Source organism: Frankia sp. CcI156, assembly GCF_001983015.1.
In the GTDB taxonomy this organism is placed as follows: Bacteria; Actinomycetota; Actinomycetes; order Frankiales; family Frankiaceae; genus Frankia; species Frankia casuarinae.
Map to the genome: position 1 here is coordinate 150,529 of NZ_MOMD01000011.1, position 21,084 is coordinate 171,612.

Sequence of the window (21,084 nt, forward strand, 5' to 3'; positions counted from 1 at the left end):
GGCGCCGGCACGGTCGCGGCGGTCACGAGCGCCCTGCTACCGCCACGCAGGTCGATCGTCACCGCCTGACCGTCCCCGAACGACGACAGGTCGGCCGGTCGATTCGTACAGTCAGACTTATGACGTCGCCCACGCCTATGACGTCGCCGGCGGGAACCGCCCGGATCGACACCTGGATCTGGTGCGTGCGCCTGGTCAAGACGCGATCGCAGGCGACCGCCGCCTGCCGCGCCGGCCATGTCCGCCTCAACGGCGAGCGGGTCAAGCCGGCCCATCCGGTGCGGGCCGGCGACGAGATCCGGGTGCGCCAGCCCGGGCACGAGCGGGTCGTCGTCGTCACCCGGATCCCGCACAGGCGGGTCGGCGCGCCCGTTGCCGCGGAGTCCTTCGTCGACCGCAGCCCGCCGGTCGCGCGCGAGGTGCCGCCGGTGGTGGCCGTGCGCGATCGGGGCGCCGGGCGGCCGACGAAGCGCGACCGGCGGGCGCTGGAACGCCTGCGCGACCAGCCCCGCCGGCCGGATGCGCGGTAGCGGCGCCGCTACTGGGTGCCCAGTAGCGGCGCCCCGGTCAGGCGACGCCTCGGTCGAGGGAGTTCGCAATCGCCCACACACCATGACCATCCCCAGGAACCTTGCCCTGGGATTACTAACCCTGGTACTACCCGCCATGGGATTACTTCGCATCAACGGTGTGAAGAAAACGAAGGAAGCGACCGGGTACGTTGCCGGTGACCGGGACCGGGCTCTGCCGCTGCGTGCCGCGTAGCGTTATCCGCGCTCGTGGAACGCGATCGTGAGGTTGATCTGCCTGGACGACACGACCGCGGGTCGCGTCCCGCCGCACCGACCGGCTCGAACTAGAGTCAGGCCCATGGGGCGAGCGTCATCCGGGTTGGCTCGGTGGAATTCGCGATGAGCTACCGTGAGAAACCGAGCGTGGACATCCCGGACCATTCGGCGGGGCAGCCCGCCCGTAATGGGCGTTCGGTCCGGTTCAGCATTGTGATGCCGACATACAACCGCCGAGACGTGGTATTGCAGAGTATTGCGGAACTCAGGTATCTCGATATGCCGTGGCCCTGCGAATTGATCGTCGTCGTCGACGGTTCCACGGATGGCACTGAGAAGGCTCTCCAGGCTGTCTCTCTGCCGTTCTCCAAGCGAATCCTGTGGCAGGAGAACGCGGGCGCGGCCGCAGCGAGAAACCGTGGCGCCGCGGGCGCGCTCGGCGAGTTCATCCTCTTTCTCGACGACGACATGGCGGCGGACCGGCGGCTCCTCGTCGAGCATGAGCGGCTTCTCGCCGCCGGCGCCGACGCCGTGGTCGGCCACATCCCGATGCACCCCGCCTCGCCTCCTACGGTGCTCACCTACGGAGTCGACCGGTGGGCCCGGGCACGCCGCCGGAGGCTGCTGCGGTCGGACGGGCGGCTGACCGTCGCGGACCTGCTCTCCGGGCAGGTGTCGATGCGGGCGTCGACCTTCGCCAGGCTCGGCGGTTTCGACACGGGTTTTACCGCCGGCGGCAGCTTCGGCGGTGAGGACACCGACTTCCTCTACCGGCTGCTGCAGAGCGGTGCGCGGGTTCGATTCGCCGCCGACGCCGTCTCCTACCAGCGTTACGTCGTTTCGCCCGAGGCGCACCTGAGGCAGTGGACGCAGGCCGGGCAGGCCGATGCCGCGCTTTCCCGAAAACATCCGGGTCTCGGTGACCTGCTCTTTGCCCAGCATGGCGGGAAGACGATCAGAGGAAGCCTCACCAGGGCCGCGGCGGCGGCACCGCCCTGGGCGTCCCGCGTCCCGGCGGGTCTCGTGCTCGGAAGAGTCAGCGCCGGGAAGGTGGACCGGCCCACCAGATGGATGTTCCTGGGACTACGCGACTGCTCCTACTGGCGGGGAACCCACCAGCGCGGCGGTCTCCTGCACGCACCGGACGTTGGCCTGCGGATCCTTGCCTATCATGCGATAGAGGACGTGTCGGATCCCCTGCTGAGTAGGTATGCGGTTCCCCCGCCACAGTTCCGGGCCCAGCTGACAGCCCTGCTGGGCGCCGGCTTCACCTTCGTCGGGGTCGATGAACTCCTGCATCATCTCGACGGCCGGCCCGCCCGGCATCAGTCGCTGGTCCTCACCTTCGACGACGCCTATTCGAGTCTGTTCGAACACGCCGTGCCCGTCCTTCGGGAACTTGGTATTCCCGCGACGGTTTTCGTGGTCACGAAAGAGATCGGCGGTTGGAACAGGTGGGATGCGGTGAACGGCGCCGCCAGGCTGYCGCTCCTCGACGCGAGCCGGCTGCGTGCCCTTCACCAGGAAGGCTGGGAAGTGGCGGCGCACTCCCGCACTCACGGGCAGTTGACGAGGATGAGTGGGGCCGGCCTGTGGGACGATCTTTCCGCGGCGCGCGGCGACCTCGCGGCCATCGGGCTGCCCGTGCCACGCCTGTTCGCCTATCCCTACGGGGAACATGACGCGCGCGTGCGCATGATGGTGAAGAAGGCGGGATACGACGCGGCGTTCGCGCTGCAAACTCGGCGCGCCTTCCCCACGGCTCAGGACCGCTATGCCCTGCCCAGGATCGAGGTGGAGCGCCATACCCGCGTTGATGCGCTCGTCGAGACGGTGCGCAGATCGCAGGTTTACCGACGTCCCGACATCCGTCCCGACATCGAGCGGGAACTGGGTGGGGCATTGCGTCGAGTTCTCCCGGTCCAACGGACGATCCGCGGACACACCAAAGATCACGAGGCCGAAGATCACGAGGCGAGGAGCGTCGGATGAACCTGCACGGGAATCGGGAGTCCCCGGCCGGCCCAGCCGCGGCCGACGAGGGTATCTGGTGCTGTGAGCTCGAGGTGTCGGCCGGGGGCGTCGTGCGCTCGGTCGTGCCGCCACGCGACCGTCAGCGACGTGCGCGGGTCCTCGCCCTGCTGCACGGTGAGCCGCTCGGCTACGCGGCGGCCGCCAGGACGGCCACCGGCATCGACGTCGATGAGCTGCTCGGCAGGGTCTGGTCGGAGTTCGGCGGGCGCATCAACGATCACCTGGTCGGCGAGGGTCTCCGCCCGCTCGAGCGCCTCGACGCCCGCACCAGGCCTGCCGCGGCCACCGAGGCCTGCCCGAACAAGGTTCAATCCACCGATCTCGATTCCACGGATCTCGTCTCCGTCGTCGTCGCCACCAGAGACCGCAGTGAGATCCTGGCCAACTGCCTGCGTCGACTCACGGAGGTCACCTATCCGGCCGTCGAGTTCCTCATCGTGGACAATGCCCCGTCGAGCGACGCCACGAAGCGGGTCGTCGACTCGTTTTCGGCCACCGACGAACGATTCCGCTATGTCCCCGAACCACGCCCGGGTCTCTCCCGCGCCCGCAACCGCGGGCTCGCGCTGGCGCGGGGGGTGTACGTCGCCTATACCGACGACGACGTCTCGGTTGACCCCGGCTGGATCGACGGGCTGGTTCGGGGTTTCCGGCGCCGGCCGGACGTTGCGTGCGTCACGGGACTCGTCTGCACGGCGAGCATCGTGAGCGCGGCCGAAGTCTACTTCGACGCCCGGGCGTCGTACTGGTCCACCCGCTGCGAGCCGGTGCTTTTCGACCTCGCCGACAACGAGCGGCACGGTCCGCTGTACCCCTATATAGGTTTCGTCGGCACCGGCGCGAATGTCGGGTTCGACGTCGCGTTCCTGCGGGACCTGGGTGGCTTCGACGAGGCGTTGGGAGCGGGCACCAGGAGCCGGGGCGGCGAGGACCTCGATCTCTTCGTGCGCATGTTGCGGGCGGGYCGAGCGATCGCGTACGAACCAGCCGCCTTCGTCTGGCATCACCACCGCGCCGACGACGCGGCGCTGCTCGCTCAGATGTTCGGCTACGGCTCCGGTTTCACGGCCTTCCTGGCCAAGCTGCTTCTCCAGCGGTCGACCCGGGGTGAGGTGGTACGTCGCATCCCACGAGGCCTGCGTGGGATGGCCCGCATCGGCCATGCGACGAGCCAGCGGCTCGACGGGCGGGTCCAGGCCCCGAAGGGTGCCCTGCTGCGGGAGTTCGCCGRCTACGCCGCCGGACCGTTGCTCTACGCCCGGGAGCGGCAAACGGCCGCCTGGCGGTGACGACGACCGGAAAGGCTGTGACGCGTGACGTGATGCAACGTGACAGGCCCAGGGCGGGGAACCCGGCGGTCGAGCGGGAGAGATTCCCGCCGGAGTGGGCTCTCGGCTACTACCGGCGATYGCCGCAAGTGGTGCGGCAGATGGCGTACTGGACGCTGCGGAACGCGCCTGGGCTCCGGGTGTCGTGGGGGAACATGAAACGGGTCAGACCGTTCAGCGACCGTTACGGATGGGACCGCGGGCTGCCGGTCGACCGGCACTATATCGAACAGTGGATCAGTCGGCATGCCAACGATATCCGGGGGCATGTACTGGAGGTCAAAAACGCGGAATACAGCTCGCGGTTCGGAACTCCGGGTCGGATTACGATCATCGACCGGGATAAGACGAACCATCATGCCGATCTTCATGTCGACCTCGATGTCGCGGACAGTCTGCCCGCCGCCGAGTTCGACTGTGTGATTCTCACTCAGGTCCTTCAGTACACCTCTCCGGGCTGCTGTCTGGAGAATCTGTGGCGGTCGCTTCGACCGAACGGCGTCCTGTTGATCTCGGTTCCGGCACTGGGACGTATTGACGTGGACGACGGGGCCGACGACAAGTGGCGCTGGACGCCGCCGGGTCTTCGCGCCGAACTCGCCCGAGTCGGGATCGAGGCCACGGTGGAGGGTTTCGGAAACGTCCTGGCCGGTGTCTCGGCGTTGTTGGGTCTGGCAGTCGGCGACGTCAGTCGCAAGGATCTCGATGTTCAGGACGCGCGCTTTCCGGTGCTGACCTGTGGGCGGGCGGAGAAGCCGCGGTAGGGTGGCGAGTCGACCTGGTCATCGCCGGTTCGACCCGCGGCGAGCACCACACACGCGGTCGCGGTCTGTGATCCGAACCAGGCCAGGCCGACCCCCGCCAGTCCCAGGCTCCCACCCAGCAGCCAGAGACTGGGCAGCACCAGCACCGCCAGCAGCGCCTCGATACACACGAGCCACCCGGCCCTCCGCTGCGCGCGGGCCGTGCACAGCTCCAGGATGACGACTGTGCGGGCGACCGAGCCCAACAGCAGCAGTCGAAGCACAGTGGTCGCGTCGGCCCGGTAGGAGGGGCCGAAGAGAGCCAGTACAAGCGGCGCGGCGACGATGAGGKCGAGGACGATTCCGATAACAATCGGGAGAATGCGGCGCAGCATCGCCCGTTGGAGGCGGCGAGAGTCGGCGCCGGGCTGCGCGCCTTCGACCGTGAGCGAGGTCCCGAGGCTCCAGGGGATTTCGTCGACCGTGCATATGATCAACCAACTGATTCCGAACGCGGCCCCTTCCGTCGCCCCGATCCGGGCGATGACAATCATCGGCAGGAGCGTCGTGCTGAGCTGGGACACCAGCTCCGCCAGCGAGTCGCCGGCCAGGTATTTTCGGAAGTCCGCGGCCAGCCCGGGTGGGCTTGGCGCACGTCCGGCGGGTCGCAGCCACACCAGCAGCATGACCGACGCCGGTATGACGGCTACCGCCGCGGGCATCACCCAGGAGGTGAACAATGCCAGTCCGCTCACCCCGCCACCGAAGGTGACGAGCAGAATGAGCTTGACGACGCTGTAAGCGGTGTTCTCGATCGGTACGACGACCGCCTTCCGCAGGCCAGTGAAGACGTTGTCCTGCAGTGCGAACAGCGACCAGATCGCCACCGAGATGGCGAAGAAGAGGGCGATCCGGGGTGACTGGAGAACTGCGAGAGCCGGGCTCATCYGGGCGGCCAGCAAGGCAAAACTCAAACCGACCAGCAGGCTGAGGCCGGCCGCGCCGGCGTAGGCGCCGACGACCAGGCGGCGCGCCTGGCCCCCCGCCTGCGGCAGGAAGGCGGTCAATGCGCCCCCCAGGCCCAGCTGGCACAGGTAGGACAGACCGGTGAGGGCCGAAATGAGGGCGGTGGCCTCGCCGACCGACGGCCGGTCGGCCTGCCGGGCGGCCAGCACCCAGTAGAGGCTGCCCACCAACGACGAGAGGCCGCCGCTCATCGCCAACGCCATGCCGTTGCGGTACAGCGCACCGCTCTGGGCACCGCTCTGGCCGGCGGCCCCGTTCGCCGATAGCGGCAGAGTCCGCGGCGAACGGGGCCGCGGCAGGGTCCAGGTGCTATCCGGCGAGTTCGTAGATACGGGTGTTCCGGGTCGCGTACCAGAGGCGGAACCGCGGCGAGGAGCGGACGGCCGTCTCCACCGCCCGCAGCGCACCGGCGGTCGCCGTCCGGTATACACGGTCATACACCTCCTGTGCCGTCGAGAAAACGAGGTAACCCCGTCCCGGGTACGTTCCGATGAAGTCGGCCACGGCATTCACCGTCGATGGCCTGATTGCGCRCTCGCCGAAGGTGTCGGTGATCAGGACATCGTCCACCTCGGGATATCGAGCCCCGTAGCGGCTCGGGAAGGTGGCCCCGGTCAGCACGGCCACCGACCCGGGCCGGGCGTGCGCGTACAGATAATCACCGGCCTGGACCTCGTCGGCGTTCATGAGATTCAGTTCCGTCTTCCCGAAGAAGGCGGGCATGAAGAGCGTGGCGAGGAGGAGAATCCCGCCGCAGCCCGCCAGGACGTGCCGCCGTCGCCACCGCCCGGTCATCGGCGCGACGGCGCAGCACACCAACGGCGCGCACCAGGGCAGGGAGAACAGAATCGCCCGCAGGATGCTTTCACCGCCGTAGCTCTGCCCGAACAGGATGACGCCCGGTGCGATGCTCAGCAGGATGAGCGGGAGCACCCGGCCGTCACCGCGGTGCAGCCGGCGCAGCCCGCCGACTCCGGCCAGCGCCCAGACCGTGCCGGTCAGGATCAGTCCGGTGGTTTTGGCCAGCTTCCCCGACGAAGGAAGCGGCGGCTCCTCTGACCGGGCGTTCGCGAACGGGTCGGGACTGCTGAAGACCCCGAAATGATCCTGAACATAGGCGAAGTGCGGGATCAGATAGGCGATCGTCAGACCGGCCATGGCGACCACCACCCACCGCGGCCGCACAAGCCCGGCCGCGGTCAGCGCACCGACTCCGAGGAGGAGCAGGTACGGGGTCAACTGGTGGCTGACCACCACCGCCCCGTCCAGGAGCAGCACGACGCCGACCGCCACCGGCAGCGGCCAGGTTGGGCCTGGCGGGGCGGCGAAGCGCAGCGGCGGCCTTCTGCTGTGGACTCCGGCGGACCGCACGGTCCGCCGCAGGATGGCCCTCGGCGCGCCGGTGYGGAGTTGCCGCAGGAGCACCAGGTACAGGGCGAGGGCCAGCGTCCGGCTGAGGGCCTGGGGGGCGAAATAGTCCTGCCCGACCCAGTTCGTCACGACGAAGACCAGTGCCGCGCCCGCAGCGATCCGTGGCTCGCGAAGCAGCGTCCTGGTGGCCGCCCAGACGAGAAGGGCGTCGATGCCGGTKAAGAAGACCTCGGTCCAGGCGGCGAAGGCGATCGGGTTGGGTCGGCCGGCAAGCGAGCCGAAGACCGCGGTACCGGCGAAGAAGCCGGGCCATCGGTGGTAGATATCGATGTCGATGTCGACGCCGCCATGCTGCTCGATATAGCGGACCACGCCGATGTGCTTGTACACCCAGGGGTAGTGCGGAACGTCCAGGATGAGCGGAAGGGTGCCGTAGAGCACGAGAATGCAGGCAAGCAGGTAGGCCGCCGCGATGAACGGCTGGAAGCGGGCCCGCCCGACGGCGCCGACAGCGCCGAGCAGGAGCACGCCCAGGCCGACGTACCAGGCGATGGGCAGTGCCGGCGGGAGACCGTAGTCGGTGAGGTTCTCGACGTGGATCCACCGCAGTGACAGCCCCCAGAGGGTGATGCCGACCGCCAGCGGAAACAGCCAGCGAAGGCCCGTCGCGAAGGGGCCTGACAACCGCGCCGGCCGCCGGATTCCGGGGTCCTCGGGCCGTCTTTGACGGACCGAGCGCAGGCGGGCCCGGGCAGCCGCGGCGTGGGGCTGGGAAGCCGCGTTCTGGCCGAGCCGGGGATCCGGTATCTCCGGCGGAAGCAGCGGTCTGCCGGTCAACGCCCTCGCACCTTCCCGTCAGCGCGCGGCCGGGCGCGCGGCTGGGCGCGCAGCTCCGCGCGCAGGCTGTGGATGAGGACCGCGCAGCAGGCAAGTCCCACGACGGACTGCATCACGGCTGGGTGCCACCATCCCGACCAGACCATGAGCATGCTGGTCAGGACGTCGACGGYAAGGCTGATGGCGACGGCAAGCCCGATCCATGCCGCCGTCCCGTCGACCGGGAGCCTGGCCAGCACGGCGGCCCCGGGAAGGAGGAAGGCGGCGGGGACGGCGAGCAGGACCCGTACCGGAGAATCTGTTCGGCAGACCACAAGAAAGGCGAGCATCACGGTTACCGCCACGAGCGCCGCCTGCGTTGTTCGGCGGGCGTACACGCTGCTCATGGTTGCGCTCCAGTGGTCACGGTGGAGATCCGCGGTTCGGGGATGGGCGCCCTGGGAAAGGGGGCGGGGGGAGCACCGGGAGTCGGTGCGTGGTCATGAGGAAGATCGCGCTGCCGGCGCCGGGCGAGGGCCCGGCTGGCGGCATAGYCGACCGGCCCTCGGGCCACACCGACCAACTCGATCAAGGTCAGGGACCGGGGATAGTCACGGGATTTGCCGGCGTTCTTGCTGCTGCGTGGGTGGAGAAGATGATGCAGGCCGCCGGGGACGAGACGGGCGATCTGGAGGCGTTCGGCGGGTTGAGTCGCGATGCGTTTGGTGACCATCGCCCCGAGGCCGGCCCCGTAGTCGTACATCTGGCGCCGCAGTTCGACAGTGGTCCGCTTGTGCAGGTGGCGGATCAGCGCGGCCGGCTCGTAGACCAGGACGTGGCCACTGCGCACCACGGACAGGAAGATGTCGAGATCCTCGCCACCGCGGGCCGCGGTGCCCGTGCCGAGAAATTCGTCGAAACCACCAAGCTGACGCAGCGTATCAGTCCGGAAAGCGCTGTTCGCGCCGCTGCCGAACACGCCCGCGGTATAGGGATAGAGCAGGTCGCCTGATCGATTTTCGGTGCGGTCGAACCGGCGTCCGACGAAGCCCTTGCCGAAGCCGCCGAACTGCTCGAACCACACCTGCGCCGGGGTTGAGAGCTCCAGTGGCCGGATCAGCCCGGTGACGCACCCCACCGTCTCGTCGACGACACCCGAGCCGGCGGCGAACCCGGACAGGAGGAACTCCAACCAGCGCGGGTCGACCTCGACGTCGTCGTCGGTGAAGACGACCACCGGTGTGGTCGCGGCGGCCAGTCCGGCGTTGCGGGCCCGGGAAAGCCCCCTCTCTGGCTCGGCGACGTAGCGCACCTCGCCGGCCATCCGACTGAGCTGTTCGCGGATGCCGCTCGTGCGCGGCCGGTTGTCGACCACGATGATTTCCTGCGCTGGCACGGACTGCGCCAGGATTCCCGCGAGCGTGGCCGCCAGCGAGGGGGAGGCGACGCAGCTTGTCACGACGACGGTCCCGGCGAGCTCGGCGGGGAGCACCGGCCGGCAGACGTCTGACGTCACAACTCCGTCGATCGGGACCGTTTCGGGAACCGCGAGCCCGTCCGCGGTCAGGTGGGCGGCCACGTCCGGCCCGAGTCTGTCCATGACCCGGCCGGCGAGCTGGTCCGGGCGCAGGCCGGCCGGGGACAGCGTCGCAGCGACCACCCCCAGGGGACGGCCGTGCAGCCGGACCAGCACCTGTGCCGGCCCGTCACCGGTGAGCACCGGAAGCGGCGCGGACAGTTCTACCTCGTGCAGCGCGATCGGACCGTCGCCCGGCAGCATCATGGCCGGCGGCGTGGTGGTCACGGCCGCACCTCCCCGAACGCCGCCGGGACGGCTGGTACGGGCAGATCGGCTGGTACGGGCAGATCGGTGACGATTGGTCGGTAGGGTAGACGCGGGCCGAGGAGCCGAGCCCTCGTTCGACGGGAGAGCCGGCTGCCCCGCGTACGCAGCAACTCCCGAGCGGGGGCCGCGCGGCCGGCCCCGTCCAGCCACGCCCTGATCTGCCGGTCCGGGGTGTCGACCGTCACGGTCAGTCGGGCAAGGGCGAACGGGTCGTCGGCGCCGTGCGACATCATGTTGCGCACCCCGCAGGCGGACGTGAAGCCGGCCTGCCCGACGAGCCGCCGAACGGCATGGTCGTAATTGCCGTGGGGGTAGGCGAAGGAGCCCACCGGTGCGCCGATCGCAGCGGTCAACCGGGCGTTGCAGTCGCTGATCTCCCGGCGCGCCTCGTCGGGGCGAAGCTCGTCGAGCCGGGGATGGGTGTGGCTGTGACCACCGATCTCGACCCCGAGGCCGGCCAGGGTCCGCAGGTCGGCGCCGCGCAGCATGCCGACCTGGCCGATCCAGTCGGTGACGACGTAGCAGGTCGCGGTGAGCCCGTGCGCGACGACCTCACGAGCGGCGGCCAGGTTGTCGGCGAATCCGTCGTCGAAGGTGATGAGGACCGGTCGCGGAGGCAGGGTCTGGTGCCGCCTCCGTTCGACATACTCGGACACCGTCAGCGGTACCCGGCCGGAACCGGCAATGAGGGTGAGATGGCGGACAAAGGTTGCGGTATCGACCGTCCAACGTCGATAGCTCGCCACCGGATAATCGGTCACCGAGTGGTACAGCAGAATCGGGATCACAGCTACCTCCGACGGGATCGGCTGACGTGGCGTGTCACGCCGGCCGGCGGCGAGGCGTAGCCGGCCGCGTGCGTAGCCGATGGCCGTGGACCCGGTGCCGACCAGCACGGCCCCGGCTCGCGGCCAGGTGCCCAGGCTGTGGCGGTCACGAGCCAGTGCTCGGGGCAGCGTCCGCCTCAGGTACTGCCGTTCGGTGGCGAGCGCCGCGTCCGCCCCGGCCCGGTCGGCTACCGCGGCCTTGGACAGGCCTTCGGCATGGCAGCGTGCCAGGAAGTACCGCAGGGAGGCCCGGTCGCCGGTTACCTGGTGCCAGACCCGTGCCCGTGGCTCGTAGCGGACGACAGCGTCCGGGAGGATCGCCTGAAGGCGGATACCGAACTCGGTTTCCTCGCAGCCCAGCGGTGTGGTGCCGACCCGCCCAAGCCCCTCGGTGAACCCGCCGACGCGATCGAACACGGCCCGCCGGAACGACATCCCCGCTCCGATCGGGTTACGGACCGCAGCCGTGTCGGTCGGCAGCCCGACGTAGCTGCATCCGACCACCCAGTCGAACTCGGGGGGGAACCAGCGGGGTCGGCGGTGCGGCCACACCGGCATGGCGGCACCGCCGACCCCGGCGACCCGGGGGTCGGTGTAGTGGGCGGCCAACTGGGCCAGCCAGTCCGGCTCGGCGTGGGCGTCGTCGTCCAGGAAGGCGACCACGTCGCCGGTGGCGGCCCCGACGCCGCAGTTGCGGGCACCGGACAGGCCACGGCGGCCGGTGTTGGGGATCACGGTGGCACCGGGGTACGCAGCCTCGGCCCACCGGCGCAACCGGTCATTGTGGTCGATGACGAGGATCAGCTGGTCGGCCTTCCTGGTCTGTTCGGCGATGCTGGTCACCGCGCGCTGCAGATCGTGCCGGCGCCGTTCGGTATAGGCACAGATGACCACCGAGAGCCGCGGGCCGGCCGGGGGGGTCATCACGCGTATTCCGTCGCGCCGGTTGTCCTGCGCCGGCCATGGGGAAGGTCGCCCGGACGTCGCTGGCTGACGATGGTCGATACCGGTTGACCGGGACTGCTGAGCAGCATGCCGTCCCACCTGGCGCGGTTTCGTGACCGGGCGGTAAGGTTTTCCGACCATTCGAMGAGGATGGTCCGCAGGACGCGCATACCATCCCGGCCCGCATTCAGGTTGCTCGCGCCGTGAAGGCGCTTGTGCTCAAAGCTGCCGACCTCGGTGACCCGCAGGCAGGCCTTGGTCGCACGGAGGGTGATCAAGGTTTCGATCTCGAAGCCGTCGCCATGCCGCCGAATGCCGTCGGTTTCTCCCGGCATCAGCCCGAGCATCGGCAGACAATCTCGCCGGAATGCGTTGTAGCCGTAGCACAGGTCGGTGAACCGGCGGTGGAAGAGCAGGTTGACCAGATGACAGAAGAAGAGATTTCCAAGAGTACGCAGCAGGGTAATGTCGTTGCTGCCGCCACGGTGGGCGAATCGGGTTCCCTTGACGAAGTCGGCGCCCTGGACGAGGGCCGCGACGAAGGAGGGTATCTCGGCCGGGTCGGCCGAGCCGTCGGCGTCGAGCGTGACCACGATGTCCCCCGATGCCACGGCAAAGCCGCAGGCCATGGCGTTGCCCTTGCCGTATCGGGTCTGGCGGACGACGACCACGTCGGGGCGTAGCTCGCGGGCCAGTCGGACGGTGTCATCGGTGGAGTTCCCGTCCACCAGGATTATTTCGGCGTCCACCGGAAGTCGGCCGAATACTTCCCGCAGATTCCGCGCCTCGTTGAGCGCCGGAATCACCACACTTACCGATGGCGAATCACCCGAACCAGACAAGGACGCCCCCCTGGACAGACCTGGATAGTCGGTGGACCACGGTGGAATTTCGTCCTGCCGAGCTTCCGACCACGCGCTCGTCACGCGCCGTGACTCTAGATAATGGATGTTGATAGCTCTGGAAACCCGGGATGCTGGCGTGTCGCCGACGGGGGTCGGGATATTTCCTCATCGCCGGCGGCGGATGGCACGCAACCGGCGGCTCAACCGTTTCCCCGGYCGGTCGGGGCATGGCCAGCGGATGCGTTCACCGGGACACGGTCGCGGCAGCGATACACGTTCAGACGAGGTGTCCAGACGGGGTTCTGGACGCGCGACCACTGAGGTGCGTACGTTCGCCACGACCGGCGGGTCGCTGGGGCTGCTCACCGACTGGCTCACCTTCGCTGGCTACGGAAGAAGGATCGTTCCAGGTCCAATCCAGCAGCAACTATGAACACCCACTGCCATCCGATGGAGCGGAGAACAACCAATATGGCCAAGGCCGGGGACACCGCACGACGAAGGCCCGAGGTGTCTGACTCGACCGGGGGGCGGGACGAGGACCCCGCGGTGCTCTCGTCGGTGGYRGCCACGCCCCGGGACRCGACCGTCCCGGCTATTCCGCGACAACGGCAACCAGAGCCGCCGGCAGCCGGGCCGCCGGAGTGGAAGGTCAGGCTGACCGCCAGAATCTTCATCATCGATGCCACGGCAATCACGGTCGCGCTTACCTGTTCCTATCTCCTCCGGTTCGGCATGAATGCGAACCCAACCGTCCACGGGGCGTCATATCTTTCCGTCGCGATAGGTATCGGACTGGGCTGGATCGCCATGCTCGGCGCCGCCGACACCTATCAGACGAAATATCTGGGCATCGGAACCGAGGAATACCGGCGGATCAGCGTCGCGACATTCCGACTGTGGGGCACGACGGCGATCCTCTCCTACGTCCTGCGCGCAGAAGTCGCTCGCGGGTTCTGTCTGGTGGTCCTGCCGCTGGGGCTACTGCTGCTGATTACCGGTCGGATGCTCGCCCGCCGACGGCTGGTGGCGGCTCGGCGGGCCGGCCGTGCCCGCCACCGGGTCGTCGTCGTCGGCGACCGTAGCACGGTGGCCGAACTCGTCAGCGAGCTCCGATATGAACCCGCAGCCGGATTCGAGATCGTCGGCGCATGTCTACCCCGGCAGGACGACTACTCGGCCGATTATTCTCCCTTTCCCGTCCTCGGCGCCCTGCCGGCGCTGCGGTCCACCGTCGCCCGCGCCATGGCCGACACGGTGGTGGTCGCCTCGTCTGTGGCGGTCAACATCGAAGCCGCCAAGCGGATCGCCTGGGACCTCGAGGGGACCGGTGTCGATCTTGTCATCGCGTCGAGCATGGCCGGAATCGCCGGGCCGCGGGTATCCCTGCGGCCGATCGCCGGTCTCCCCCTGCTACACGTGGAGAGCCCGGTCTATACCGGTTGGCGAAAGGTGGCCAAAGACATCTTCGACCGGGTCCTTGCCGCCGTGGCCCTCGTTACCCTGTCCCCGCTGCTGCTTCTCGTCGCGTTGACCATCCAGGTTGACAGCACCGGACCGGCATGGTTTCGCCAGACCCGGGTGGGTAAGGACGGCCGCGAGTTCCAGATCCTCAAGTTCCGGACGATGTACGTGGATGCCGAACGGCGCCGGGCAGCGCTGGAGGAGCGCAACGAGGCCGACGGACCACTTTTCAAAATTCGCGACGACCCCCGCGTCACTCGGGTCGGACGAACGCTACGGCACCTGTCGATCGACGAGCTGCCGCAACTCGTCAACGTCCTCCGCGGCGAGATGTCGCTGGTGGGGCCGCGGCCGCCGCTGCCGGCAGAGGTCGCTCAATATCACGACTCCGTCCACCGTCGATTCAAGGTCAAGCCCGGCCTGACCGGACTGTGGCAGGTGAATGGGCGTTCAGAACTGCCCTGGCGGGACGGGGTGCGACTCGACCTCTACTACGTAGAGAATTGGTCGATCATGCTCGACCTCGCCATCATCGCCCGGACTGTTAGCGCCGTGCTGCGGCGGTCCGGCGCATTCTAGGCTGGCGGAAGGGGCGGATAGCCGGCCCGCCAGTCGGCCCGCCGGGTCCATACGACGCGCCAGCCGCCGCTCCCGGTGCCGGCCGGCCGGCCGATTACCGTGGCGAGGGCCGCCCGCAGCGCCACCCCGAGGACCAGCATCGCCAGACACACCGTCCGGCGCCACCCGGTCCAATGGGTCCGCGCCAATGTCACCTTGCCCGTCATCACCAGCACGTGCTTGTCCGCCCATCCGGCGGAGGACGCACCGCCATGGTGAACCACGACCGCGGCGGGTGTGATCACGGGATCCAGRCCGGCCCGGCGGGCCCGGATCGACAGGTCGACGTCCTCGCCGTACATGAAGAAACGGGAGTCGAAGCCACCGAGCTGCTCGAACAGCGCGCGTGGGATGAGCAGCAGGCAGCCCGTCACCACCCCCACGGTCCGAACCGTGTCGCGAGGCCACGGTCCCATCGATTMGGGATCGAACAGGGCCGAACGCCGGAAGGCGGTGGACAGTCCGAGGCCGAAGCACACATGGCTCCAGACGGTCGGAACAGCCCAGCACGACCTGGGGTCGACGGTGTGGTCTGGACCGAGGGTGCGACCGCCGTAGATGCCGTGCCTAGGGTTGGCCCGCGCAAAGTCCAGCAGGTTCGCGACCGCGCCGGGGAGCACCACCGTGTCGGGGTTGAGGAGGAGCAGGTACTCCCCCTTCGCCTGGGAAGCCGCGAGGTTGACCGCCCGACCGAAGCCGAGGTTCGTCCTCTGCTCGATCAGGTTCACGCTGGGAAACCGATCACGGATGATCGAGACGGAGTCGTCCGTGGAGGCGTTATCCAGGACGATCATCTCGGTCGCGAGGCCGTCGGACGTGGCCGCACAGGACTCCAGGCATGCCGCCGTCATCGCGCCGGTGTTGTACGAGACGATCAGGATCGAGACGTCGACGCCCATTTCCCTCTCCAGACCCAGGTAATCTGTGACCCAGGTAATCTGTGTCGGCAGTGGTGGTCCGGCCATCGGCCGTAACGCGAATCGTGCCGGCTGGCCCCGGCCGCCAGTTCCTGCCTCACCCTAGACGACGGGTTGTCGTTCGGTTGGTTATCCGACCRCAGGCCGGCGGGCGTTTCTGGCGTATTCCGGATCCTCGCAACGTGGGCCAGTATTCCCACCCGGTCTCCTGGTCTGCTCCTCGGGGTCAGCAGCTTCGCTGCCAGATCAGCGCCTTGGCGAGGGCGCCCCACTCGTAGGCGATCGCATAAGGCCATTCCCGGAGGCGACGCGGACCGACCACAGTGACCCGCAGATCACCGTGGAAGCAGCGGCTGATGCGGATGCGGGCGCGGGTGTCCTGCGCGCGGCCGGTGACGAAGAGGATCCTGGTCCAGCCATGTCGGGCGGCGAGCTCAGCGGCTGCCCGCGCCTCGCCCCGCGTAGTCACCGGGTGCGGAGAAAAGCAGATCACCTCCGCCTTCGGTGCCTCGTGGGCCGAGCACCCCCGCGTCCCTGGGGTGGACATCACGAGGACGGGAGCGTAACCGGTACGGGCCAACTCGATCGCCTTGCCGGTTCTGTCCCCCGGACCCGCCAACATGACGATGGCGTCCGCCTGGACGGGCACGTCGGCGGCGGGGAATACGAACAGCCGAAGGGTAAGCGCGGTGAAACCTGCCAGGAACACCGCGAACAGCATCACGATGAGCCGGCGTCGCCCCGCTCGTCCCCGCCGGTGGCGCGCAGCCCGGCCCGCCCCCGGCGGGGGACCGGATGACCCCCGCTCACCGGCCGGCGGTGACGACGCAGCGGAAACCACACCGTCATTCAAACATGCCGGTGTCCGACCACGACCGAGGAAACCGTCGGTGCCCGAGGACCCCGGCCGGTCCCGAACGCCCATCTGTCGGTATTTCTCCTGACCACGGATTCTCCGTTTTCCGGGCTGGGCTAGAGCTCTCTCAACAAAGTCGCGAACCGGCGGGCCTGAGCTTCCGTGTTCAGGCGATGCTCGACGTCCAGGCGGGCGGCCGCACCGAGCGCGGCCGCCCGGTCCGGGTCGAGCACCAGATGCACGACCGCTTCAGCGAGCGCATCGGTGTCGTAGGGCGGAACGAGAATCCCGGTACGGCCGTGATCGACGTAGTCCCGGATGCCGGGGGTATCGGTCACCACGACGGGACGACCACTGGCCATCGCCTCCAGCACGACGGTTACGCCGCTCACGTGAAGATTGGGCCGGAGGCAGACGACCACCATCGACGCGGCCCTGTACAGATCGCTCACCTCGGGAAGAGTAAGACGGTTCCGACGCCGGCCGAGCCACGGTGGCACGGCCACGTTTCGGGCTGTCACCAGCTCGAGTCTCAGCTCCGCCAGCCTCAGCTCCGCCAGCCTGCTCCACCCCTGGGACAGGCCGCGGATCAACGTTTCGAAGTCGCGGTGCCGATCATTTCCGACACTCACCACGAGCCCTTTCTTCGGAGGGTTGACAGAGGTCCGGAAAAATGTGGAGTCGACCCCGAACAGGACGTGCGAGAAACGTCCTTCAGGAATGCCCAGCTGCGTTCGGAGCGGCGGAATCTGGGYGGTGGAAAGCGTAAATATCCGGCTGGACCTTCGCAGGGCACAACGGGCGATCTTCAGCGAGCCGGGCCGTCGACCGGCGACATCGGCCAGCCAGATCACGCCGGTCACGACGGGGGGATGGTTTCGCGTTCCCGCCATCAGCGCCGCCGGGACCCCGACCCGCTCGTCCCAGCACAAGACGACGTCCGAGCCACCGACCGTTCGGCGGGAGGCCGCGGTCTCCACCCACTCATAGCCGCCGAAAATACGCGGACCACGAACGAAGAACGCGTCCCGGGATACCCGCAAGCTAACCGGAGAGACTTTCACTGAATAGCGCGCCAACCGATCGAACCCATACGGAAGAGCGTCCGGAACCTCGCCGCGACCGTGACGCTCGCGCCACTTGTTCGCGTCAAGGCCGCCGCTGTAGTGAAGCGCAAGATTACATTCGACCATTAGTCCACCTAAGTTCTGGTAGTTCACGAGAGTTCTCATCGCCAGCGCCGGGCGTCACCACGGGAAGTGTCGTCGGGTCCCCACGCACGCGCCCGGTCCGGTCACGATGGTCTACCGTGTGTGCCGCCCGCCTACCTGAATACGACTGCGTCGCGCGGGCCGGCGCCGGCCTGGGGTGATCAGACCGTGGATTTTGTCATGCAACAGTCAGATCGCGCCGACCGGGTGAGCGGAAAAACCCCCGCCACCCCGGCGCACTATAAGCATGCGCGCGCAAGCGTCGTCATTCCGGCCTATAACGAGGCGGCCGTGATCGGCCGCTGCCTTGACCGGCTCGCCGACGGCGCCGCCCCCGAGGACCTGGAGATCGTCGTGGTCGCCAACGGCTGCTCCGACGAGACCGCCCGTCGGGTCCGCGACCGAGGTGTCCGCTGCGTGGAGACCGCGAAGGCCGGCAAGGCGGCCGCGCTGAACCTTGGCGACGCCGAGGTCACCACCTTCCCGCGATTCTATGTGGACGCCGACCTGGAGGTGTCCGGCGCCGACCTGCTACAGGTGGCCGACGTGCTGCGGACCGGCCCGGCACTGGCCGCATCACCGCACCTGACAATCCGTCTTGCCGGCACGAGCCGTGTAGTACGCGACTACTACCGCATCTGGCTGCGGCTGCCCTATGTGCGCAACGGCCGAATCGGTGGGGTCATCGGAGTGAGCGAGCAGGGCCGGGCCTGTTTCGATCGTTTCCCGGACGCAATCGCGGATGACTTCTTCCTCTATCACCGGTTCGCACCGGATGAGCGATCCACGGTCGACGGCACCTGTTTCGTCGTACATCCGGCCCGGACCGCACGCGACCTCGTTCGACAAAAGAGCCGGGTTTTCGCCGGCAACGCCCAACTGCGCGCCCTCGGGCTGGCGCCCGCGGGCGGTTCCACGAAGGATGGTCGTGGCATCGTCGGCGGGTCCGTGGACTGGCTCAGGGTGGTCCGCGCCGAGCCCCGCCTGCTCGGCGCGGCGCCGGCGTACCTCGCGGTCTCCACCGTGGCGAAGGTGCTCGCCCGCCGGAAGGTGCGTCGCGGGGACCTCGGCACGTGGGAGCGTGACGGCAGCAGCCGCGGAGGCAGCCCGGCACCGTCAACGTCGACGTCGTGTCCCTGACCTTACTTCGGGTCCGGCCACACATCGGGTCCGGCCACACAGGTCATCGGGTCTGGCCACACAGGACCACCGGCCGGCCGTTGTCCGCCCAGACATTCCCGGCACTGAAGAAAGTGCTCCTACCGGCATCGTCGTTGCCCAGCCGGCAGACATTCCAGCGGAAGCCGCGGCCGAAACGGTTGTCCGTCACGCGGAGATTCTTGGCGGCGACCACGAGCGTCGTTCCGCCGGCGTTCAACCAATTGTGGTCGACGACCACGTCACGGTTGCCTCCGTTCGCCCACTCCAGAAAGACGACGGCTGTCTGGGTCTTGTCGTACGGGGAGAGGTCGATGTTGTTGCACACCACACTCAGTTTCCGGACGCCGCGGACCTGGATGCCGTCGGTGTGGGCCCCTTTCGGCGGCCTTCGGTCGTGGACGTAGTTATGGCGGATGATGACGCCGGAAACCGGTTCGAGCGTGGACGAGATGTGGAAGCCGTCGTCGCCACCGGAAAGATTGCTGTACTGGATGACGTGACCGGTGCCACCGCTGATCGCAATCCCACTTGTCGCCACGTGATCGATCAGCACGTGGCTTCCGCGCACGCGGATGCCATCGTGGACGATCGAGTTTCTTATCGTCACGTTGTCGGCGTAGATGTCGATGAGTCCGGAGAACTCCTTGTTCTCCAGTACCTGTCCGGGAGTGGCCAGTTTCCCGGCGGGCATCGGCTGGAACCRGGATCCGGGCGCGGGGCCGGTGTTCGAGGCGTCCGGCTTGCGGTCGCATCCTCGGGCCGCGGCCTGGTCGTCCCCTGGTAGGCCRCGGGTCGCGGCAGCGCCATCCGGTGAAACCCCGGCCGGGACAGTGGCGGGGGCCGGTGCGCCCGCCGTCCGCGCGGGCCCGCCTCTCGAGCGAAGGGCGACCAGCAGCCCACCGCCCGCCACCAGCACCGCAAGCATCGCCACGGATCCAATCAGGACATACCGGCGTCGATTGGTCAACTCAGCGCGAGCCATCGAATCCTTCCAGGGATATCCCACTGAGCCGGAGGCCGCGCCATACCGGCTCTTTTCGCGGGTCCGCAGACCCGAGCGAGGACCGCCAGCCGGTCTACGCCTGCACCGCCAGAAGACGGGATTCGGCCGGCGCGGCCGGGCCAAGGACGAAGTCCAGGAAGGCGACGTGCCGAGCGGACCAGCTGTTGTCCGCGACGAAATCCAGCCGGTCAGCCTCCGTGACGGCCGGCCAGATCAGGACCTCGTTCATCGCCGCCACCGGATCGTCCCCCGGGCGCAGCAGCCGGACCCGCCGCCCGATGCCCCGAACCGGGGCGAGGTCCGTGGCGAGGACGGGACGCCCGGCCGCCAGATATTCGTAGATCTTGATGGGGTCCATGGCCTCGGTCAACGGAGTGCTCCGGTGGGTGAGCAGGCACACGTCGGCCGCGGCGATCAGACCGGTCACGGCCGRCCGGGGCAGATGCCCAGGCAACCGCACCGACCGCAGCAACCGCAGCGACCGGACGGAGGCCTCGTCCGGGATGGGGCCGGCCAGAATCACGGTGCCGGCCGACGCCAGGCGGCGAATCATGTCCAGATCGAGGCGAGTGTCGACGGTGCCCGCATACACGCACCACGGCCGCGGGAGGCGCCGGAGCCAGTCCGGCGGGGACGGCGGGCGCAGCCACTCGGCCGGATCGACACCGTTGTGCACGACCAGCCCGGCACCGGTGGGATGGAGGCGTTCCAGCAGCGGCCTGGACACCGCGATGACCGGCAGCCGCCGGCGCCGGATCTCCTCGTAGGCATGCCGGAAGGCCGGATGCCACCGCCGTAGCGGTGGGTAGGTCGCCCAGTCGTCCCGGGCGTAGTACATGACCGAGCCGGCCCAGGACATGTCGGCAAAGCCCGCCAGCGGCGGATACATGGTGATCACGACGGGTCGTTTACAGCCGGCTCGGGCCGCGGCCCGGCCGAGCCTCCTGTCATACCGCCGATAGGCCGCCCGCAGCGACGGCAGCGTCACCGGGTCCTTGCGGCGCCACCGCTGCGGCGACACCAGATGCCCCTCAACGCCACCGGACGGTGGCAGGACGGTGCTCCGGCCGCCCCGCAGCACCGTACCGAGATGGCTCCGGAACGGCTCGGCCACCACCACGCGCCGGACCCGGGGCGATCGCAGCAGGGTTAGCAGGAGACGATCGGGAGGACGCATGTACGCCCTGATCGCCATGTCCTGGAGCGTCTCGATCGGCAGGGCCAGCACCACGTCCCGCTGATCCGCCGTGGGGGCGTCTTTCATAAGAGTGAACTCCTTCACCGT

The 21,084-nt window shown here is 68.5% G+C and carries 17 protein-coding genes; 6 read left to right on the plus strand and 11 right to left on the minus strand.

The annotated features are described in order from the left end of the window. Positions 1-119: 119 nt before the first annotated feature. From CcI156_RS05125 to CcI156_RS05140, 4 genes are all read left to right on the plus strand, one after another. Positions 120-530: an RNA-binding S4 domain-containing protein gene (locus tag CcI156_RS05125; protein ID WP_011436028.1), complete on the plus strand. Its 411-nt coding sequence runs from the start codon at positions 120-122 to the stop codon at positions 528-530. Positions 531-1,004: 474 nt separating this feature from the next. After that, entirely contained in the window at positions 1,005-2,780 is a 1,776-nt protein-coding gene (locus CcI156_RS05130; RefSeq protein ID WP_254847280.1) for a polysaccharide deacetylase family protein, read from the plus strand. Next, positions 2,777-4,111: a glycosyltransferase family 2 protein gene (locus tag CcI156_RS05135; RefSeq protein WP_076804480.1), complete on the plus strand. Its 1,335-nt coding sequence runs from the start codon at positions 2,777-2,779 to the stop codon at positions 4,109-4,111. The genes CcI156_RS05130 and CcI156_RS05135 overlap by 4 nt, the downstream gene beginning before the upstream one ends. A gap of 32 nt (positions 4,112-4,143) precedes the next feature. Next, positions 4,144-4,914 (plus strand): bifunctional 2-polyprenyl-6-hydroxyphenol methylase/3-demethylubiquinol 3-O-methyltransferase UbiG, encoded by a 771-nt coding sequence (locus CcI156_RS05140; protein ID WP_139341415.1) that lies wholly within the window; start codon positions 4,144-4,146, stop codon positions 4,912-4,914. Here the strand turns inward: CcI156_RS05140 and CcI156_RS05145 are convergent. From CcI156_RS05145 to CcI156_RS05170, 6 genes are all read right to left on the minus strand, one after another. Continuing rightward, positions 4,860-6,110, minus strand: coding sequence for a lipopolysaccharide biosynthesis protein (locus tag CcI156_RS05145; protein WP_139341416.1), 1,251 nt, complete (start codon positions 6,108-6,110; stop codon positions 4,860-4,862). The genes CcI156_RS05140 and CcI156_RS05145 overlap by 55 nt on opposite strands. A 118-nt stretch (positions 6,111-6,228) precedes the next feature. Next, positions 6,229-8,127, minus strand: coding sequence for a hypothetical protein (locus CcI156_RS05150; RefSeq protein ID WP_076804484.1), 1,899 nt, complete (start codon positions 8,125-8,127; stop codon positions 6,229-6,231). Continuing rightward, positions 8,124-8,513, minus strand: a complete 390-nt coding sequence (locus CcI156_RS05155) for a hypothetical protein (protein ID WP_076804486.1) — start codon at positions 8,511-8,513, stop codon at positions 8,124-8,126. Before CcI156_RS05155 ends, CcI156_RS05150 begins: the two co-directional genes overlap by 4 nt. Continuing rightward, positions 8,510-9,910, minus strand: a complete 1,401-nt coding sequence (locus CcI156_RS05160; protein ID WP_076804488.1) for a glycosyltransferase family 2 protein — start codon at positions 9,908-9,910, stop codon at positions 8,510-8,512. Before CcI156_RS05160 ends, CcI156_RS05155 begins: the two co-directional genes overlap by 4 nt. Then, positions 9,907-11,703, minus strand: coding sequence for a glycosyltransferase (locus CcI156_RS05165; protein WP_011436019.1), 1,797 nt, complete (start codon positions 11,701-11,703; stop codon positions 9,907-9,909). Before CcI156_RS05165 ends, CcI156_RS05160 begins: the two co-directional genes overlap by 4 nt. Beyond that, positions 11,703-12,566, minus strand: a complete 864-nt coding sequence (locus CcI156_RS05170) for a glycosyltransferase family 2 protein (RefSeq protein ID WP_076804550.1) — start codon at positions 12,564-12,566, stop codon at positions 11,703-11,705. Before CcI156_RS05170 ends, CcI156_RS05165 begins: the two co-directional genes overlap by 1 nt. A 513-nt stretch (positions 12,567-13,079) precedes the next feature. On the opposite strand from CcI156_RS05170, the gene CcI156_RS05175 reads away from it, so the two are divergent. Beyond that, the gene (locus CcI156_RS05175; protein ID WP_254847275.1) at positions 13,080-14,612 is read left to right on the plus strand and encodes a sugar transferase; all 1,533 of its coding nucleotides are present in this window, start codon (positions 13,080-13,082) and stop codon (positions 14,610-14,612) included. Here the strand turns inward: CcI156_RS05175 and CcI156_RS05180 are convergent. The 3 genes from CcI156_RS05180 to CcI156_RS26590 form a co-directional block, all read right to left on the minus strand. Continuing rightward, positions 14,609-15,550, minus strand: a complete 942-nt coding sequence (locus CcI156_RS05180; protein ID WP_076804492.1) for a glycosyltransferase family 2 protein — start codon at positions 15,548-15,550, stop codon at positions 14,609-14,611. The genes CcI156_RS05175 and CcI156_RS05180 overlap by 4 nt on opposite strands. A 244-nt stretch (positions 15,551-15,794) precedes the next feature. Then, a complete protein-coding gene (locus CcI156_RS05185) occupies positions 15,795-16,277 on the minus strand; it encodes a YdcF family protein (protein ID WP_131728911.1) in 483 nt (160 codons plus the stop codon). A gap of 263 nt (positions 16,278-16,540) precedes the next feature. Beyond that, positions 16,541-17,059, minus strand: coding sequence for a glycosyltransferase (locus tag CcI156_RS26590; RefSeq protein WP_206745251.1), 519 nt, complete (start codon positions 17,057-17,059; stop codon positions 16,541-16,543). 756 nt (positions 17,060-17,815) lie between these two features. Here CcI156_RS26590 and CcI156_RS05195 point away from each other — a divergent pair. Further along, positions 17,816-18,775 carry a glycosyltransferase family 2 protein gene (locus CcI156_RS05195; RefSeq protein WP_023840916.1) on the plus strand — a complete coding sequence of 320 codons (960 nt, stop codon included), beginning with the start codon at positions 17,816-17,818 and terminating at the stop codon, positions 18,773-18,775. A 43-nt stretch (positions 18,776-18,818) separates the two neighbouring features. Here CcI156_RS05195 and CcI156_RS05200 read toward each other — a convergent pair whose 3' ends face one another. Further along, the gene (locus tag CcI156_RS05200; protein WP_254847276.1) at positions 18,819-19,487 is read right to left on the minus strand and encodes a right-handed parallel beta-helix repeat-containing protein; all 669 of its coding nucleotides are present in this window, start codon (positions 19,485-19,487) and stop codon (positions 18,819-18,821) included. Between the two features lie 385 nt (positions 19,488-19,872). Continuing rightward, on the minus strand, positions 19,873-21,063 hold the full coding sequence (locus CcI156_RS05205) for a glycosyltransferase (RefSeq protein ID WP_076804501.1): 1,191 nt from the start codon (positions 21,061-21,063) through the stop codon (positions 19,873-19,875). Positions 21,064-21,084: the final 21 nt, after the last annotated feature.

What these genes read in the sequence shown, in the direction of transcription:
- CcI156_RS05125 (WP_011436028.1), top strand. Translation starts at nt 120, where the DNA reads ATGACGTCGCCCACGCCTATGACGTCGCCGGCGGGAACCGCCCGGATC.
- CcI156_RS05165 (WP_011436019.1), bottom strand. Translation starts at nt 11,703, where the DNA reads ATGACCCCCCCGGCCGGCCCGCGGCTCTCGGTGGTCATCTGTGCCTAT.
- CcI156_RS05195 (WP_023840916.1), top strand. Translation starts at nt 17,816, where the DNA reads ATGCAACAGTCAGATCGCGCCGACCGGGTGAGCGGAAAAACCCCCGCC.
- CcI156_RS05200 (WP_254847276.1), bottom strand. Translation starts at nt 19,487, where the DNA reads ATGCCCGCCGGGAAACTGGCCACTCCCGGACAGGTACTGGAGAACAAG.